General features: G+C 73.0%; 14 protein-coding genes, 2 pseudogenes and 1 riboswitch. Of the genes and pseudogenes, 14 read left to right on the top strand and 2 right to left on the bottom strand.

The features are described from left to right. Positions 1–9: 9 nt before the first annotated feature. The 7 genes and pseudogenes from GT755_RS13575 to GT755_RS13545 form a co-directional block, all read left to right on the top strand. Positions 10–456 (top strand): annotated as a pseudogene (locus GT755_RS13575) (primosomal protein N' family DNA-binding protein); the annotation flags it as partial. Positions 457–1,296: 840 nt separating this feature from the next. Then, positions 1,297–2,910 (top strand): annotated as a pseudogene (locus tag GT755_RS13570) (primosome assembly protein PriA); the annotation flags it as partial. Positions 2,911–3,184: 274 nt separating this feature from the next. Then, complete coding sequence (locus GT755_RS13565) at positions 3,185–4,870, top strand: hypothetical protein (protein ID WP_161480102.1); 1,686 nt, start codon at positions 3,185–3,187, stop codon at positions 4,868–4,870. A 23-nt stretch (positions 4,871–4,893) separates the two neighbouring features. Further along, positions 4,894–6,123: a hypothetical protein gene (locus tag GT755_RS13560; RefSeq protein ID WP_202610025.1), complete on the top strand. Its 1,230-nt coding sequence runs from the start codon at positions 4,894–4,896 to the stop codon at positions 6,121–6,123. A 45-nt stretch (positions 6,124–6,168) separates the two neighbouring features. Continuing rightward, entirely contained in the window at positions 6,169–6,717 is a 549-nt protein-coding gene (gene def / locus GT755_RS13555; RefSeq protein ID WP_161480101.1) for a peptide deformylase, read from the top strand. Further along, positions 6,717–7,643, top strand: a complete 927-nt coding sequence (gene fmt, locus GT755_RS13550) for a methionyl-tRNA formyltransferase (RefSeq protein ID WP_161480100.1) — start codon at positions 6,717–6,719, stop codon at positions 7,641–7,643. The genes def and fmt overlap by 1 nt, the downstream gene beginning before the upstream one ends. 48 nt (positions 7,644–7,691) lie before the next feature. Next, positions 7,692–9,101 carry an RsmB/NOP family class I SAM-dependent RNA methyltransferase gene (locus GT755_RS13545; protein WP_161480099.1) on the top strand — a complete coding sequence of 470 codons (1,410 nt, stop codon included), beginning with the start codon at positions 7,692–7,694 and terminating at the stop codon, positions 9,099–9,101. Here GT755_RS13545 and GT755_RS13540 read toward each other — a convergent pair. Continuing rightward, positions 9,082–9,870 carry an ABC transporter permease subunit gene (locus tag GT755_RS13540; protein WP_161480098.1) on the bottom strand — a complete coding sequence of 263 codons (789 nt, stop codon included), beginning with the start codon at positions 9,868–9,870 and terminating at the stop codon, positions 9,082–9,084. The genes GT755_RS13545 and GT755_RS13540 overlap by 20 nt on opposite strands. Next, positions 9,867–10,763: an ATP-binding cassette domain-containing protein gene (locus GT755_RS13535; protein WP_161480097.1), complete on the bottom strand. Its 897-nt coding sequence runs from the start codon at positions 10,761–10,763 to the stop codon at positions 9,867–9,869. Before GT755_RS13535 ends, GT755_RS13540 begins: the two co-directional genes overlap by 4 nt. 75 nt (positions 10,764–10,838) lie before the next feature. Between GT755_RS13535 and rpe the strand changes: the two genes are divergently transcribed. The 7 genes from rpe (at position 10,839) to ribH (ending at position 16,534) form a co-directional block, all read left to right on the top strand. Beyond that, positions 10,839–11,498, top strand: a complete 660-nt coding sequence (gene rpe, locus GT755_RS13530; protein WP_161480096.1) for a ribulose-phosphate 3-epimerase — start codon at positions 10,839–10,841, stop codon at positions 11,496–11,498. A 9-nt stretch (positions 11,499–11,507) separates the two neighbouring features. Further along, positions 11,508–12,287, top strand: a complete 780-nt coding sequence (locus GT755_RS13525) for an oxygenase MpaB family protein (RefSeq protein WP_161480095.1) — start codon at positions 11,508–11,510, stop codon at positions 12,285–12,287. Between the two features lie 75 nt (positions 12,288–12,362). Next, a riboswitch (FMN riboswitch) is annotated at positions 12,363–12,493 on the top strand. An 85-nt stretch (positions 12,494–12,578) separates the two neighbouring features. Next, entirely contained in the window at positions 12,579–13,634 is a 1,056-nt protein-coding gene (gene ribD / locus GT755_RS13520) for a bifunctional diaminohydroxyphosphoribosylaminopyrimidine deaminase/5-amino-6-(5-phosphoribosylamino)uracil reductase RibD (protein WP_328794335.1), read from the top strand. 2 nt (positions 13,635–13,636) lie between these two features. Beyond that, positions 13,637–14,224, top strand: coding sequence for a riboflavin synthase (locus GT755_RS13515; protein WP_161480094.1), 588 nt, complete (start codon positions 13,637–13,639; stop codon positions 14,222–14,224). Continuing rightward, complete coding sequence (locus GT755_RS13510) at positions 14,221–14,841, top strand: nicotinamide mononucleotide transporter family protein (RefSeq protein ID WP_161480093.1); 621 nt, start codon at positions 14,221–14,223, stop codon at positions 14,839–14,841. Before GT755_RS13515 ends, GT755_RS13510 begins: the two co-directional genes overlap by 4 nt. Then, on the top strand, positions 14,838–16,058 hold the full coding sequence (locus GT755_RS13505; RefSeq protein ID WP_161480092.1) for a bifunctional 3,4-dihydroxy-2-butanone-4-phosphate synthase/GTP cyclohydrolase II: 1,221 nt from the start codon (positions 14,838–14,840) through the stop codon (positions 16,056–16,058). Before GT755_RS13510 ends, GT755_RS13505 begins: the two co-directional genes overlap by 4 nt. Beyond that, a complete protein-coding gene (gene ribH, locus GT755_RS13500) occupies positions 16,055–16,534 on the top strand; it encodes a 6,7-dimethyl-8-ribityllumazine synthase (protein WP_161480091.1) in 480 nt (159 codons plus the stop codon). The genes GT755_RS13505 and ribH overlap by 4 nt, the downstream gene beginning before the upstream one ends. Positions 16,535–16,539 lie beyond the last annotated feature (5 nt).

The following is a 16,539-nucleotide window of genomic DNA, read 5'->3' as shown; positions in this document are numbered from 1 at the left end:
TGCTAGGACTTGGGCCTTGTGAGCGAGGGTTCGCAGGAGGCGCTGATCGCGCTTCCCTCCGACGCGACCTCCCCGGGAGCCCGAGGGAGGGCCGCAGGCGCACCCGCACCCGCTGACCTTCTCCCGGTCGCGCGGGTCGTGGTCGACAACCCCCTGCCGCACCTCGACCGGCCCTTCGACTATCTCGTGCCCGCCTCCCTCGACGACGTCGCCCTGCCCGGGGTTCGGGTGCGGGTACGGTTCGCGGGGAAACTGACCGATGCCTTTCTGCTGGAGCGGGTGGAGTCCAGTGAGCATCAGGGGGCGCTGCTCTTCCTCGACCGGGTGATCTCGCCGGAGCGGGTGCTGACGGCGGAGATCGCCGCTCTGGCGCGGGCGGTGGCCGACCGGTATGCGGGGACGTTGTCCGACGTGCTGCGGCTGGCGATCCCGCCTCGGCACGCGCGGGTGGAGGCGGGGCGTGAGTCGGCGGCCGCGGGCGGGCGGCGCGGGGGCGGGGTGACCGTGCGGCTGGGGGATGCCGCGGTGGTTTCCGGACGGGCGGGTGCTGACGTTGCGGGTGGCGACCTCTCCTTGCCTGGTGCGGTGTCTTCCGGCCGGGGGGGTGCTGACGTTTCGGGTGGTGGCGGGCAGTCCTTGCCCGGTGCGGAGATGCCGGGGGGCGCAGGGAAAACGGGATTCTCTGGGTCTGAGGGTGGCGAGTCCTTGCCTGGGGCCGAGATGTCGGGTGGCGCGGGAAGTTCGGGGTTCTCTGGGGCCGGGGCGTCTGATGCCGAGGTCGAGCCGAGCGCCGATCCCGAAATATCGGGTGGCTTGGATGGTGTAGCCCTCTCCGGATCAGGGACGATTCGGGGGCTTCCGGATGGCATGGATGCCCGGGCTGAGCTGGGGGCAGATGCCGAAATTTCGGGCGGTGCGGAGAAGGCGACGCCCTTTCAAGTCGGGGCATCCCTTGTCGAGCAAGCCGAGGGCTCCCGTGTTGAAGGCGGGTCGGCATCCGGAGCGGGTCACGGCGGTTCGGGGAGCCTGGGCGGGGTGGCGCCGTCACGCACCGGGGCATCCCGGGTTGTGGGTGGGCCGGCGTCCGGGGCAGGCCATGAGGTTTCGGGCGGCGCGAGGAGGGCGGGGCACTCATCAGTCGGGGCATCCGGTGTTGAAGGCGGGTCGGCATCCGGGGCGGGTCACGAAATTTCGGGCGGTCTAGCGACCGGTGCAGATCCCGAAACGGCCGACAAGGTGGGACCTGGGGATCTCGCTGGGTCTGTGGTGCGCCATGCGGGCGGCGGTCCCGGGTGGAGGGCGGATCCCGAAATTTCCGGACATGGGACAGCGGCGGAGGCCGCTCCGGGCCCCGTCCAGGAGTCGGGTGGTCTCGTCACTGACTACTGGGGCGCCTATTCCGCCGGGCTCTCGTTTCTCGCCGGGCTCCGGGAAGGGCGGCCGGTGCGGGCCGTCTGGACCGCCCTGCCGGGCGGGCCGCCGACCTGGCCCGGGGCGGTCGCCGAAGCCGTTCGGCAGACCGTCGCGGCCGGCCGCGGGGTCGTCGTGGTCGTCCCCGACGGGAAGGACGTCGCGCTCGTCGGCGCCGCGCTCCAGGACACCCCCCACGTCACCATCACCGCTGACCTGGGGCCCGCCGAGCGGTATCGGCGGTGGCTCAGGGTGTTGCGGGGTGAGGTCACGGTCGCCGTGGGGAACCGGGCGACGGCGTTCGCGCCCGTGCGGGACCTGGGGCTCGCGGTGCTCTGGGACGACGGCGACGACCTGCACTCCGAGCGGCTGGCGCCCTACCCGCACGCCCGGGAGGTCCTGGCCACCCGGGTGCACGCGGCGGGTGCGGCGATGCTCATCGGAGGCTACGCGCGGACCGCGGAAGGGACGCGGCTCATCGCCACCGGGTGGGCCAGGCCGCTGACCGCCGCCCGTGAGGAGGTCAGGCGGTGGGCGCCCCGGGTGCGGCCCGCCGGAGACGACGCCGAGCTCGGGCGGGACCAGGCGGCGAAGGCCGCCCGGTTGCCCAGTGTCGCGTGGCGGGCGCTCAAGGCGGGGCTGGAGCGGGGGCCGGTGCTCGTCCAGGTGCCCAGGCGCGGGTATCTCCCTGCGCTGAACTGCCAGAACTGCCGGACCCGGGCGCGGTGCACGAACTGTTCCGGTCCGCTGGCGCTGACGAACGGGCACGCGGCGCCCTACTGCCGCTGGTGCGGCCGGATCGCCGGCGACTGGCGCTGCCACAACTGCGGGTCCCCGCGCCTGCGAGCGGCCGTCGTGGGGGCGCGCAGGACGGCTGAGGAACTGGGGCGGGCCTTTCCGTCCACCCGGGTCACGACGTCGGGGCGGGACGGGGTGCTCGCGTCGGTGCCGGGCACGGCGGCGCTCGTGGTGGCCACGCCGGGGGCCGAGCCCGTCGCGGAGGGCGGCTACGCGGCCGCGGCGCTGCTCGACGGGTGGGCCATGCTGAGCAGGCCCGACCTCAGGGCCGCCGAGGAGGCGCTCCGGCGGTGGCTCAACGCCGCGGCGCTGGTGCGGCCGGGCGGGGAGGTGGTCGTGCTCGCCGACGGGCAGGCGCCGGTCACCCAGGCGCTCGTCCGGTGGGATCCGGTCACGCACGCCGAACGTGAACTCCGCGACCGGGCCGAGCTCGGGTTCCCGCCGGTCACCCACGTCGCCACGCTCACCGGGTCGCCCGCCGCGATCAGGGAGATGCTCGGGATCGCCGCGCTTCCGGAGGGCGTGGAGGTGCTGGGGCCGGTGCCGGTAGGGCGTGCCGGAGAGGAGCGGGCGGTGCTGCGGGCGCCCAAGGCCAGGGGGGCCGAGCTGGCCAGGGTCCTCAAGGGCGCCGCGGGGGTCCGGTCGGCACGGAAGGCCGCCGAGGTGGTCCGGGTGGACATCGATCCCCTCGACCTGTTGTGACCTGCCGCTGACCGGCTGTGGGGCCGCCGGTCCGGTCGGCGGGCCGCGCGCAGACCCGGACCGCGGCGGACCCGAGGTTCGGCCGGCCCCGCTCGGCCAAGCCGGGGTTCGAAAGGGGCCGTCCCAAAAGGGGCCCGGGTGGCCATGGGCCCGTCGTCCGCCGGGGTCTCCGAGGTGGTCAGGGTGGGGATCGGGGTGGTTGATCTGCTGTGACCTGATCTAGGGGCGAGGGCGTCGATTCGCGATGCGGTCAGTAACCCGTTAGCGTCTCCCTGTGTCGATCGAATGGGTGAACCGGGCCATCGACGGCCTGCGTGTGTGGGGGCACGAGAACGGCGTCACGCCCGATGCCGATGAGGTCAGGCTGCTGTGCGACTACGCCAGTGACTACCTGGAGGTCGCCGCGCCGGGGGATTTCCGGCCCGCCACTTTCGAGGAACTGCTGCTGGAGATCTACCCGCGCAAGGTGATCACCCCGCCCGACAGCGCGCCGGGAACGGTCGCGGCCGCCCACTCGCTCGTCGACTTCCTGGCCGCCACCGGCGCGGTCGACGGCACGACCGCCGCCGAGATGCGGGCCACGCTCGACCGGGTAGGGCCGCTGATGCCGGCCGCGCTGGCCGACTCGTCCAAGTTCGGCATGGCGAAGAGCATCTTCAGCGTCATCGGCGCCGACACCTTCGAGCTCATCGAGCCGGGGGTCGACGACGCCGCGCCGCGGCTCGGGCAGGGGCGCAGCCTCACCCTCGACGAAGACTGCGACTGTCCCGGCTGCGCGCCGCTGCCGTCGGTGCGGCTGGCCGCGCCCGGCGAGGTCGCCAAGATGGTGCGCGAGGTGCCGCTGCTGCGCGACGCCCACACCGTCGTGGCCTGGATGGTCGAGCACGGCGCCACCGCGACCACCCGCAAGGCCCTCAGGGTCAAAGACGCCAAGGAGCTCGCGGGGCGGGGGGTGGCCCGGCCGTCGGTCGCCTGGGGGCTCGCGCTGGAGCTCGGGCTCGCCGAGCTCGACGGCGTCCAGGTGAGCGCCGAGGCGGGGTTCCGGGCCCTTGAGGAGCGGGCCGACGAAGACGTGCTCGACCTCTGGGTGGGGCTGGTGGAGTTCCTGGGCGAGGACCGCGGCGAGGTCACCGGGTCGGCGGTGGTCGACAAGGAGGTCTACGCCATCCACGACCTGCTCTACCGGCTCCAGGTCCCGGTCCCGGTCGAGGCCGTGGGCGACTATCTGAGCGAGGTGGCCGACGACGGGCCGGTGGGCGACCTGACCGAGGCCCTCGAAGGGCTCGTCGCCGCGGGCACCGTCGCCATCACCGACGAGGGTCTGGTGCTGACCCCTCACGGCATGTGGGGGATCCGGGAGATGTACGCCGAGCTCGGCCTCGACGCCCCCATCGCGCCCGACCTGGCCGAGGGCGACGCGAGCGGGCTCATCGCGGGGCTGCTGTCCGACGGGATCACGCCCGAGGCGGCCGAGCCCGACATCGTCCGGTGGCTGGGCGCCCGGTCCCCGGCGGAGGCCGCCGGGGAGCTGCTCGAAGCGGTCGTCGGCGCGCCGGCCGAGGTGCGCGGGGTGGCCGTCACGATCGTCGACCGGCTGGGGTTCGAGGCCGAGCCCGCCGTCCGGCGCTACCTGTCCGACCCCGAGCTGCGGCCCCACGTCATCCACTGGTTGTCGGCCCGCCGCCTGGGGGCGCCGCCGCTGACCGAAGACGAGATGCTGTGGGTCAGCGTCGACATGCTCGCCCTGGCGATCCCGGCCGCCGAGGCCGATCCCCAGTCGTTCGCCGAGAACATGGCCGCCTCCGGGCCGTCGCCCGAGGTGATCGAGGACATGTGGAAGGTGGAGCACCCCGACGTCGTGCAGGTGCTCGAACTGCTCGGCCACACCCTGCCCGACCGCAACGCCGCCAAGGCCGCCAGGAAGGCCGCCTTCAAGGCTCGTTCGCGGGGTATCAGGTGACCAGTGTGGAGTAAGTTGCAGGAATGCCAGGTTCAGCGATCCTCGACAGCGACGTGCTCACCTTCCCGCCGGTCGAGCTGGCGCTCGACGACGAGCTCGCCGCTCAGGTGCGGGCGGTCCCCCTGGTACGCGACGCGGCCCGCCTCGCCGCCTGGACCGGCACCCGCCCCGTCGCCGACGATCACGTTCTCCGGCCCGACGACGCCGCCCGGGCCGTCCACGACCTCGGCCTGAAGGCCGACCGCCTGCGGCTGCTCTGGATCGTGGCGGTCAACGGCCGCCTCGTCGAGATCACCCCCGAGGGCGCCCGGCCGGGGCCGGGGGTGCGCGACACGATGGAGTTCTGGGACGGCGTCGTCATGGACGTGCTCGACCGGACCGACGAGCAGGGGCTGACCGGCTCGGCCGTCGTCGACGAGCACCTGACCGAGATCCTGGCCACGATGTACTCGGTGCGCGAGGGCATGGCGTTGCCGCTGCTCACCACCGGCATCCTGCAGGCTCACGAGGTCGGCTGCGAGGCCGGGCTCCAGGAGCTGCGGCGGCTGCGCCTGGCCCTGCCCGACGAGCTGGCCGCGGCGATGGAGCTGCTGGCCTACTGCGGGCTGATCGAGTCGGCGGGCGCCGACTCGGTGCGGCTCACCCCGATCGGCGTCTGGGCGGTCCGCCGCGACCTGCTGCGCGAGGGCCACGACGCCCCCTCGCTGAGCGAGATCGAGGGCCTGGCCCTGCTGACCGCCGGCGAGCTCATCGACGCGCTGATCGCCGGGAAGGCGTCGGCGAGCGCGGCGAGCCTGTGGCTGGAGCGGCGGGCCCCCGAGGAGGCCGCCCGCGACCTGATCAAGATCGCCGCGACCGGCAACGCCGCCCAGCGCGGCACCGCCGGCACCATCCTGGAGGAGCTCGGCCCGGAGGCCGCCCCGGCCGTGCGTGAGGCGCTCGACGAGCCGCTGATGTGGCGCTACGCCGCCGCCTGGCTGGGCGTGCGCGACTTCGACGCCCCGGCCCTCGGCGAGGCCGACGGCGCCTGGGTGGCCGTCGACACCCTGGCCGCCCTGCTCTACCTCGGCGCCCCCGCCAAGGGCGGCGACCTCGACGTGCTCGGCGACGACCTGCTCAGCCTGGTGCCCGTCATGGGCGCGGCCGACCACCCCGACGCGCTGGCCGTGCTGGAGCTGCTCGGCAAGAACCATCCCGACGTCGTGGTCGCCAAGGCCGCGCGCAAGGCGGCGATGAAGACCCGGTCGCGCTGAGACCGCCCTTAAACTTGGCTGATCCCTAGTCCAAGGAGCCTTCTGGTGGCAGTTCAGCCGATCCGCCTGTTCGGCGACCCCGTGTTGCGCACTCCGGCGGAGCCGGTGAAGACCTTCGACAAGGAACTGCGCAAGCTCGTCAAAGACCTGACCGACACGATGATGGACGCCCCGGGCGCCGGCCTCGCCGCCCCGCAGATCGGCGTCGGGCTCCGCGTCTTCACCTACAACATCGACGACGTGGTCGGCCATCTGGTGAACCCGGTCCTCGACCTGGGCGAAGAGTGCGACGAGGAGGGCGAGGAGGGCTGCCTGTCCTTCCCCGGCCTGGCCTTCCCGACGCCGCGCGCGATCCGCGCGGTCGCCAAGGGCTTCAACATGCACGGCGACCCGGTCACGATCGAGGGCACCGACCTGATGGCCCGCTGCCTGCAGCACGAGACCGACCACCTCGACGGCATCCTGTTCATCGACCGCATGGACGCCAAGCAGCGCAAGCTCGCCATGAAGGCGGTCCGCGAGGCCGAGTGGAGCGGCCTGTCGGCCCCGGTCGTCAAGTTCTCGCCGCACGCCACGTTCGGGAGGGCCATCTAGTGCGTCTCGTCTTCGCGGGCACCCCCGAGACCGCGCTCCCGTCGCTGCGGGCCCTGCTGGCCTCCCGCCACGAGGTGGCGGCCGTGGTGACCCGGCCCGACGCCCAGTCGGGGCGTGGGCGCCGGCTCCACCCCAGCCCGGTCGCCGAGCTCGCCGCCGAGGCGGGCGTCGAGGTGCTGAAGCCCGCGAAGGCCGGCGACCCCGCCTTCCTCGACCGGCTGCGCCAGATCGCGCCCGACTGCTGCCCGGTCGTCGCCTACGGCGCGCTGCTGCCGCAGGCGGCGCTCGACATCCCGGTCCACGGCTGGGTCAACCTGCACTTCTCGCTGCTGCCGGCCTGGCGCGGCGCGGCCCCGGTCCAGCACGCCGTGCTCCACGGCGACGAGATCACCGGCGCGGCGACGTTCCGGATCGTCAAGGAGCTCGACGCCGGTCCGGTGTTCGGCGTGGTGACCGAGGAGATCCGGCCGTCCGACAGCAGCGGCGAGCTGCTGGCGCGGCTGGCCGAGTCGGGCGCGGGCCTGCTGGCCGCCACGATCGACGGCATCGAAGACGGCACCCTCGAAGCACGCCCGCAGCCCGCCGAGGGCGTCAGCCTGGCTCCCAAGATCCAGGTCGACGACGCCCGGGTCGACTGGACCGCCCCGGCCCTCCGGGTCGACCGGCTCATCCGGGCCTGCACCCCCAATCCCGGCGCCTGGACGGAGTTCCGCGGCCACCGGCTCAAACTGGGCCCGGTGACCCCGGCCGCCGACGCCGAGAAGCTGGCGCCGGGCGAGATCCGCGTCCAGAAGAACCGGATCTGGGTCGGCACGGCCAGTCACCCCGTCCTCCTCGGCGAGGTGAGGGCTGAAGGGAAGAAGCCGATGACGGCGGGCGATTGGGCCCGCGGTGCCCGAATCGGGGAAGGCGACCACCTGGGCTGAGCTACCCTGGATGATCGCTCGCCACCACCAACCGAAGGCAACCGCCAGATGACGAACCGGGGCAACAACCCCTCAGGACGGGCCCGCTCCACCGGTCGGCGCGGCGGCCCTCCGAGGCCCCCCAAGCCCGTCCGTGACGAGGCGAGAAACGCGGCGTACGACCTGATGAGGGCCGTCGACGAGCGCGACGCCTACGCCAACCTGCTGCTGCCGCAGATGTTGCGCCAGCGTGACATCACCGGCCGCGACGCCGCCCTCGCGACCGAGCTCGCCTACGGCACCCTGCGGGGTCTGGGCACCTACGACGAAGTGATCGCCGCCTGCAGCGACCGCCCGCCGGAGGAGATCGACCCGCCGCTGCTCGACGCCATGCGCCTGGGCGTCCACCAGCTCCTGCGCACCCGCATCCCGGCCCACGCCGCCGTCTCGGCCACGATCGACCTGGTCCGGCTGCGGGTCGGCCAGGGGCCGTCGCGGTTCGCCAACGCGATCCTGCGCAAGGTCAGCCAGCGCTCGCTCGACGAGTGGCTGAAGGCCGTCGCGCCGCCGGTCGAAGACGACCCGATCGGCCACCTCGCGATCACCTACAGCCACCCGAAGTGGATCGTCACCGCCCTGCGCGACGCCGTCGGCGGGTCGATCGACGAGACCGCCAAGGCGCTCGAAGCCGACAACGAGCGGCCCCGGGTGGCCCTCGTCGCGCGGCCGGGCCGGGCCACGATCGACGAGCTCGTCGACGCCGGGGCCGAGCCCGCGCCCTACTCGCCCTACGGCGCCTACCTGGTCGACGGCGACCCCGGCCGGCTCAAGGCGGTCGGCGAGGCGCGAGCGGCGGTGCAGGACGAAGCGAGCCAGCTCGTCGCCCTGGCGCTGACCCGGGTGCCGCTCGACGACCGCGACGGCACCTGGCTCGACATGTGCGCCGGCCCCGGCGGCAAGGCGGGCCTGCTCGACGCGGTGGCCGCGCAGACGGGCGCCCGGCTGCTGGCGGGCGATTCGCAGGAACACCGGGCCCGGCTGGTCTGGCAGGCGACCAAGGAGGCCGCCGTCGTGGTGGCCGACGGCACCAACCCGCCGTGGCGGGAGGGCGTGTTCGACCGGGTCATGCTCGACGCGCCGTGCACCGGGCTGGGGGCGTTGCGCCGCCGTCCCGAGGCGCGGTGGCGGCGTGACCCGCGCGGCATCCCCGACCTGACCGCGCTCCAGCGGGCGCTCCTGAAGGAGGCGCTCCGAGCGGTCCGTCCCGGCGGCGTGGTGGCCTACGTGACCTGCTCGCCCCACATCGCCGAGACGCGCGCCGTCGTGGGCGACATGGGCGAGCTGGCCGAGACGCTCGACGCCCGCGCCTACCTGCCCGAGGTCCCGGGGCTCGGCGACGGCCCCTACGCCCAGTTCTGGCCGCACCGCCACGGCACCGACGCGATGTTCCTGGCCCTGCTCAGACGTCGCGCCGTCTGAACAGCACGAACGCGACCACGAGCACCAGGGCCGTGTAGCCCGCGAAGACGCCGAACCCCTGCCACGGAGGCAGGGTGAACGGCGTCTCGCGGGTGGTCAGGATCGCGCTCCCGGCCGCCGGGGGCAGGAACTTCTGGACGGTACGCCCCCAGTCCTCCGGCAGGAACACCCCGAAGATCGGCGCCACGAACAGCACCCCGAGCACCGACGTGATCGCCCCGGCGGTGTGCCGCACGATCGCCCCCGCACCCAGCGAGATCAGCGCGATCAGCGTGAGGTAGAGCCCGCCGCCGGTGACCGCGCGCAGCACCTCGGGGTCGCCGATCCCGGCGCCGAGCCGCCGCATCGAGAAGACCGCCTGCGATGCGAAGAACGCCGCGAACGACGAGATCAGCCCCACGACCAGCGCGATCACGGCCACCACGACGGCCTTGGCGGCCAGCAGGCGCGAGCGGCGCGGCACGGCCGACAACGACGTCCGCATGAGCCCCGACGAGAACTCGGTCGACACCGCCAGCACCCCGAGCACGCCCAGCGTGATCACCCCGAAGTTGAGCCCGGCCAGCCCGTAGGCGACCGGGTCGAAGGCCAGCCGGGCCCGGAAGCCGAGCCGGTCGTAGGACAACGTGTACGCCAGCGCCAGCAGCGACGACAGTCCCACGGTCACCACGACGGTGGAGAACATGCTCCACAACGTCGACCGCACGGTCCAGATCTTGATCCACTCCCCGGCGACGGCTTCCGCGAAGGTGGCCCTCCGGAGGGTCATCCATCGATCCCGTGGAACTCGACGCTTTCGGCCGTCAGCCGCATGAACGCCTCCTCCAGCGACGGGTGGACGGGCGACAGCTCGTGCACCCGGATGCCGTGCCGGTAGGCGAGGTCGCCGAGGTCGGCGGGCGTCACCCCGTACACCAGGAGGGCGTCCGCGGTGGTGCGGGCCCGCCAGTTCTCGGCGGCGACGGCCCGGGCGAGGGCGGCCAGGTCGGGGGAGCGCACCCGCACGTGGCTGGCGGGGACGAAGTCGGCCATCGGGGTGTCGGCCAGGATCCGGCCCCGGCCGATCACGATGAGGTGCCCGGCGGTGAGGGCCATCTCCGACATCAGGTGGCTGGAGACGAACACGGTCCGCCCCTCGGCGGCCAGCGACTGCATCAGCCGCCGGATCCACAGGATGCCCTCGGGGTCCAGCCCGTTGACCGGCTCGTCGAACATCAGGATGGCGGGGTCGCCCAGCAGGGCGGCGGCGATGCCGAGCCGCTGGCCCATGCCCAGCGAGTAGCCCTTGGCGCGTTTGGCCGCGACGTCGTGGAGGCCGACGACGTCGAGCACCTCCCGGACACGGCGCCTGGGGATGCCGTTGGTGCCGGCCAGGAACCGCAGGTGGTTGTACGCCGACCGCCCGCCGTGCCAGGCCTTGGCCTCCAGCAGCGCGCCGACCTCGCGCAGCGGCGCGGGCAGGTCGCGGTAGGGGCGTCCGTTGACGGTCACCGAGCCGGAGGTCGCCCGGTCGAGGTTGAGGATCAGCCGCATCGCGGTCGACTTGCCCGACCCGTTCGGGCCGAGGAAGCCCGTCACCACACCCGGCCGCACCGTGAAGTCGGCGTGGTCGAGGGCGGTCTTGCCGCCGTAGACCTTGGTCAGGCCGGATGCGCTGATCATGGTTCGAGGCTAGTTTGCGCAGATCATCCGCAGGTTCATGAGGGGACAAAACCTTGCCGCGTAGACTTCGGCGTCATGGCCGTACAGATCTCGCCCAGCATTTTGTCCGCCGATTTCGCCCGACTGGCCGATGAGGCCGCCCGGGTCGCGGGGGTGGCCGACTGGCTCCACGTCGACGTGATGGACAACCACTTCGTGCCCAACCTGACGCTCGGCCTGCCCGTGGTGGAGGCGCTGCTGAAGTCGGTCTCGACGCCGGTCGACTGCCACCTCATGATCGAAGACCCCGACCGGTGGGCCGTCGGCTACGCCGAGGCGGGCGCCAAGAGCGTGACCATCCACGCCGAGGCGGCCAAGGCGCCGGTGCGCACCCTCCGGGCGATCCGCAAGGAGGGCGCGCGGGCGGGGTTCGCGCTCAACCCGGCGACGGCCGTCGACGCCTACGAGGACCTGCTGCCCGAGGTCGACATGCTGCTGCTGATGACCGTCGAGCCCGGGTTCGGCGGGCAGCCGTTCCTCGACGGGGTGCTGCCGAAGATCCGCCGGGCCCGGCAACTGGTGTCCAAGCACGGCCTTGAGGTCTGGATCCAGGTCGACGGCGGGGTGGCCGACGAGACCATCGAGCGCTGCGCCGAGGCGGGCGCCGACGTCTTCGTGGCCGGGAACGCCGTCTACGGCCGCGACGACCCCGCCGAGGCGGTCCGGGCACTTCGCGCCCTCGCCGAGGGGGCGTAGCGTGAGGTCATGAACCAAGACGGGCTCTTCGGGCCCGGTTCGGTCACCTGGCGGGTGATGGCGGAGCCGGTGCTGTTCGTGGGCGGCTTCCGGGCCCTGCTGATGCAGGGCCTCCACCCGCGGGCGATGCGCGGGGTGATCCAGAACTCGGCGCTGTTCGATCCGTCCGAGGCGTGGGCGCGGTTCCTGCGCACGACCGAGTTCGTCCGGGTGCGCACCTACGGCTCCGCGGAGGAGGTGGAGAAGGCCGCCTCCCGGGTCCGTAAGATCCACGCCACCCTGACCGCCTACGACCCCGACGTCGGCGACCGCTACCACCTCGACGAGCCCGACGCGCTGCGCTGGGTGCACGTCGGGGAGGTCGACTCCTACCTGTCCACGGCCCGCCGCTCCGGGGTGCCCCTGACCGACGACGAGGCCGACCGGTTCGTGTACGAATGGCGCCGCGCCGCCGAGGTCGTCGGCCTGTCACCCGACGAGGTGCCCCACTCGGTGGGCGAGATGCGCGACTACATCGAGGCCGAGCGGCCGAAGTTGCGGTTCGTCCCCGAGGCGCCCCACCCGCTGCTGATGTCGCTCAACCCGCCGCTCCCGGCCCGCCTCACCCTGCTCAAGCCGGTCTTCCCGTGGATCACCGCCGTGGCCTTCGCCAGCCTGCCCCGCTGGGCCAGACGCCTCTACGGCCTGCCCGCCACCCCGTTCGGCGACGTGTGGGCGACGATGACGCTGCGCACCGTCCGGACCGGCCTGAACGCCGTCCCGAGGGCACTGCGACCGGCGCCACATTGACGCCGCCCGGAACCCTCGTGGCAGACTGGGAATAACTTGCGTAGGCAACAGCCTTTACGCACATCGAAGAAAGCATTGCGTGCTCCGGGGTCGGTGAAAGTCCGAACCGGCGGTGACAGTCCGCGACCCGGCCGAATCCATCGGCCGGTTGACCTGGTGGAATTCCAGGACCGACGGTGAAAGTCCGGATGGGAGGCAGCACGCGGCGGACGAGGCCCCTCTTCGGGGTGCGTCCGTCCTTGGGCGCTTCCATGCCCATGCCCCGGAGCCCTGATTCAGGGAAGGACCGGGGTGGACGACCACTTCATGCGCCGGGCGATCGACCTCGCCGCGCGCGGGCTGGGCACGACGAGCCCGAATCCGGTGGTCGGGTGCGTGATCACGTCCGCCGGAGGCTCCGTCGTCGGCGAGGGCTTCCACGCCGCGGCCGGCGGGCCGCACGCCGAGGTCTGGGCGCTGCGCGAGGCCGGTGAGCTGGCCCGGGGCGGCACCGCCTACGTCACCCTCGAACCCTGCGACCACCACGGCCGGACCGGGCCCTGCTCCGAGGCCCTGCTCAAGGCCGGGATCGAACGGGTCGTCGTCGCGGTGCCCGACCCGAACCCGGTCGCGGCCGGCGGCGCGAAGCGGCTGCGCCGTGAGGGCGTCGCGGTCGAGACGGGGCTCCTGCGGGCGGAGGCCGAGCGGGGGAACGCCCACTGGCTGACGTACACGCGGCTGAGGCGGCCGTTCGTCACGTGGAAGTTCGCCGCGACCCTCGACGGGCGGTCGGCCGCCGCCGACGGCACCAGTCAGTGGATCACCTCGCCGGAGGCCCGCGCCGACGTGCATCGCCTGCGCGCGCAGCACGACGCGATCATGGCCGGGATCGGCACCGTGCTGGCCGACGACCCCCACCTGACCGTCCGGCCCGCCACGGCCACGCCGCTGCGGGTGGTGGTCGACAGCGAGGGGCGTACACCCCACGGGGCGAAGGTGCTCGACGGCGCCGCGCCGACGCTGCTCGCCGTCGGGGCCGACGTGCCCCACGAGAACGCCGTGCGCGTCCCGCGCGGCCCCCACGGCCTCGACCTGCCCGCCCTGCTGACCGAACTCCACCGCCGCCAGATCGTCAGCGTCTTCCTCGAAGGCGGCCCCACCCTCGCCGGGAGCTTCCTGCGCGCCGGTCTGGTCGACCGGATCGTCGCCTACCTGGCGCCCGCGTTCCTCGGTTCCGGGGCGAGCGCCCTGGGCGACGCCGGGGTGACGGGCGTCGACGGCATCCACCGCTGGGAGTTCGAAGACGTCGTCCCCATTGGACCGGACCTGCGCGTGACCGCGCGGCCGGCGCCCCCGAAGGAGAACTGAGCATGTTCACCGGAATCGTCGAGGAACTCGGCGAGGTCGTCGCCGTCGACCCCCTCCCGCAGGCGGCCCGGCTGGCCTTCCGCGGCCCCAGAGTCACCGAGGACGCCGGGCACGGCGACTCGATCGCCGTCAACGGCGTGTGCCTGACCGTCGTCGAGGTCAACGACGACGTCTTCACCGTCGACGTCATGAAGGAGACCCTCGACCACAGCAGCCTCGGCGCGCTGACCGTGGGGTCGCCGGTGAACCTGGAGCGCGCGGTCCGCGCCGACCAGCGGCTCGGCGGCCACATCGTGCAGGGCCACGTCGACGGGACCGGGACCATCCTGAAGCGGGAACCCGACGAGCACTGGGAGGTCGTGACCGTCTCGCTGCCCGCCGACCTGGCCCGCTACGTCGTGCACAAGGGCTCGATCACGGTCGACGGCGTCTCGCTGACCGTCGCGTCGGTGTCCGACGAGGAGTTCACCGTCAGCCTGATCCCCACCACGCTCGCCCTGACGACGCTGGGCCGCAAGGTCGCCGGCGACCCGGTGAACCTGGAGGCCGACGTCATCGCCAAGTACGTGGAGAAGCTGGTGGCCCGGTGAACGCCGGCTTCGAGGTCCTCGGGACGACCGTCCTGTGGACCGACCTCATCGGCAACATCCTGGCCCTGGCCACGGTCGTGTTCGCCATCCGCCGGTCGCTCTGGACGTGGCCGGTCCAGCTGACCGCGTCGGTGCTGCTGCTGGCCGCCTCCGTCAACGCGGGGCTGACCGGCAACGCGCTGAAGCAGGTCATGTTCGGCGTGCTGGCCGTCTACGGCTGGGTGCGGTGGAAGAGCCAGGGCGAGGAGCTGGCCGTGCGGCCCGCGACGTACGCCGAGCGGCTGTTCCTGGCCGGCACCGTCGTCGTCGGCACCGCCCTGGTCGGCTGGTTCTTCTTCGTCACCGGGCTCTCGTGGGGCGCGCACGCCCCCCTTCCCGAGGGCTACTTCCTGGTGGCGGCCGACGCCTACATCTTCGTCGGCAGCGCGGTCGCGACCTGGGCCCAGGGCCGGGCGCTGACCGACTTCTGGCTGGTCTGGATCGCCGTCGACCTCGTCGGAGTGCCGCTGGCCTTCCGGTCGGGGCTGGTCGTCTCCGGGGCGGTCTACGCGGTGTTCTTCGTCCTGGTCCTCACCGGATTCGCGAACTGGCGCAAGCAGGAGGCGGTCGCAGTATGAACGACATCAGGCTCGATCCGATCGAACGGGCGATCGCCGACATCCGCGACGGCAAGCCGGTCGTGGTCGTCGACAACGAGAACCGCGAGAACGAGGGCGACCTCATCTTCGCGGCCTCCAAGGCCACGCCCCAGACGCTGGCCTTCACGATCCGGCACAGCTCCGGGGTCATCTGCGTCGGCATGCGGGGCGACGACCTCGACCGGCTGGGGCTGCCGCTGATGGTGAACGACAACAAGGAGCGCATGCGGACGGCGTACACGATCAGCGTCGACGCCCGCGACGGGGTCAGCACCGGCATCAGCGCCGCCGACCGGGCGCGCACCATCCGCACCCTGGCCGACTCGGCCACCGAGCCGTTCGAGCTGGTCCGGCCCGGTCACATCTTCCCGCTGCGCTACCGCGACGGCGGCGTGCTGGTGCGGCCCGGCCACACCGAGGCCGCCGTCGACCTGGCCCGGCTCGCCGGGCTGACCCCCGCCGGGGCGCTGGCCGAGGTGACCAACGACGACGGCACGATGGCCCGGCTGCCCGAGCTGCGCGCCTTCGCCGACGAGCACGACCTCGCGCTGGTCTCCATCGAGCAGCTCATCGAGTTCCGCCGCCGCACCGAACGGGTGGTGACCCGGGTCGCCGAGACGCTGATCCCGAACCGCTACGGCATGTGGCGGGCCTACGGCTTCGCCAGTTCCCTCGACGGCGGCGAGCACGTCGCGCTCGTCTACGGCGACCTCGACGACGGCGAGAACGTGCTGGTCCGGGCCCACTCCGAATGCATGACGGGCGACGTGCTCGGCTCGCTGCGCTGCGACTGCGGCGTGCAGCTCGACCACGCCATGGCCGCCATCGCCGAGGAGGGCCGCGGCGTGGTCGTCTACCTGCGCGGCCACGAGGGCCGCGGCATCGGCCTGCTGGCCAAGCTGCGCGCCTACGCCCTCCAGGACGACGGCCACGACACCGTCGACGCCAACCTCGAACTCGGCCTGCCGGTCGACGCCCGCGAGTTCTCCAACGCCGGCCAGATGCTCGGCGACCTCGGGGTCAAGTCGGTGCGCCTGCTGACCAACAACCCCGCCAAGATGCGGGGGATGGACGGCTACGGCATCAAGGTCCTCGGCCGCGAGCCGATGCCGATCGCCGTGAACCCGTACAACGAGAAGTACCTGTACGCCAAACGTGACCGGCTGGGTCACGAGATCCCTGAGGAGCAGGCATGAGTGGTGGCGGACGTCCGGAGACCTGGCCGGTCGAGGCGCAGGGCCTCACGGTCGGCATCGTCGCGGCCCGGTGGCACGAGAAGATCACCGACCAGCTGGTCGAACGGGCCGTCGCGGCGGCCAAGGACTGCGGCGCGACCCCGACCGTCGTCCGGGTGGCCGGATCGCTGGAGATCCCCGTGGTGGCGCAGGCGCTCGCCCGCACCCACGACGCCGTGGTGGCGCTGGGCGCGGTCATCCGCGGCAGGACGGCCCACTTCGACTACGTGTGCGACTCGGTCACCAGCGGCCTGACCAGGGTGTCCCTCGACGAGTCGACCCCGGTCGGCAACGGCGTGCTGACGTGTGACAGCGTCCACCAGGCCGTCGAGCGGTCGGGGGTGCCCGGCTCCAAGGAGGACAAGGGCTACGAGGCCACGGTCGCGGCCCTGGAGACGGCGGTTCTGTTGCGCGAGCTCGCCTCCGGATCGCGCTAACGTTC

It is taken from the genome of Herbidospora solisilvae (assembly GCF_009901565.1).
In the GTDB taxonomy this organism is placed as follows: domain Bacteria; phylum Actinomycetota; class Actinomycetes; order Streptosporangiales; family Streptosporangiaceae; genus Herbidospora; species Herbidospora solisilvae.
The sequence above is the reverse complement of the archived record's forward strand: the minus strand, read 5'-3'. Positions and strand labels throughout refer to the sequence as shown.

Coding starts and splice junctions, on each gene's coding strand:
- GT755_RS13545 (WP_161480099.1), top strand. CDS start 7,692: ATGACGAACCGGGGCAACAACCCCTCAGGACGGGCCCGCTCCACCGGT.
- GT755_RS13515 (WP_161480094.1), top strand. CDS start 13,637: ATGTTCACCGGAATCGTCGAGGAACTCGGCGAGGTCGTCGCCGTCGAC.
- GT755_RS13560 (WP_202610025.1), top strand. CDS start 4,894: ATGCCAGGTTCAGCGATCCTCGACAGCGACGTGCTCACCTTCCCGCCG.
- GT755_RS13525 (WP_161480095.1), top strand. CDS start 11,508: ATGAACCAAGACGGGCTCTTCGGGCCCGGTTCGGTCACCTGGCGGGTG.
- GT755_RS13535 (WP_161480097.1), bottom strand. CDS start 10,763: ATGATCAGCGCATCCGGCCTGACCAAGGTCTACGGCGGCAAGACCGCC.
- GT755_RS13540 (WP_161480098.1), bottom strand. CDS start 9,870: ATGACCCTCCGGAGGGCCACCTTCGCGGAAGCCGTCGCCGGGGAGTGG.
- rpe (WP_161480096.1), top strand. CDS start 10,839: ATGGCCGTACAGATCTCGCCCAGCATTTTGTCCGCCGATTTCGCCCGA.
- ribH (WP_161480091.1), top strand. CDS start 16,055: ATGAGTGGTGGCGGACGTCCGGAGACCTGGCCGGTCGAGGCGCAGGGC.
- GT755_RS13505 (WP_161480092.1), top strand. CDS start 14,838: ATGAACGACATCAGGCTCGATCCGATCGAACGGGCGATCGCCGACATC.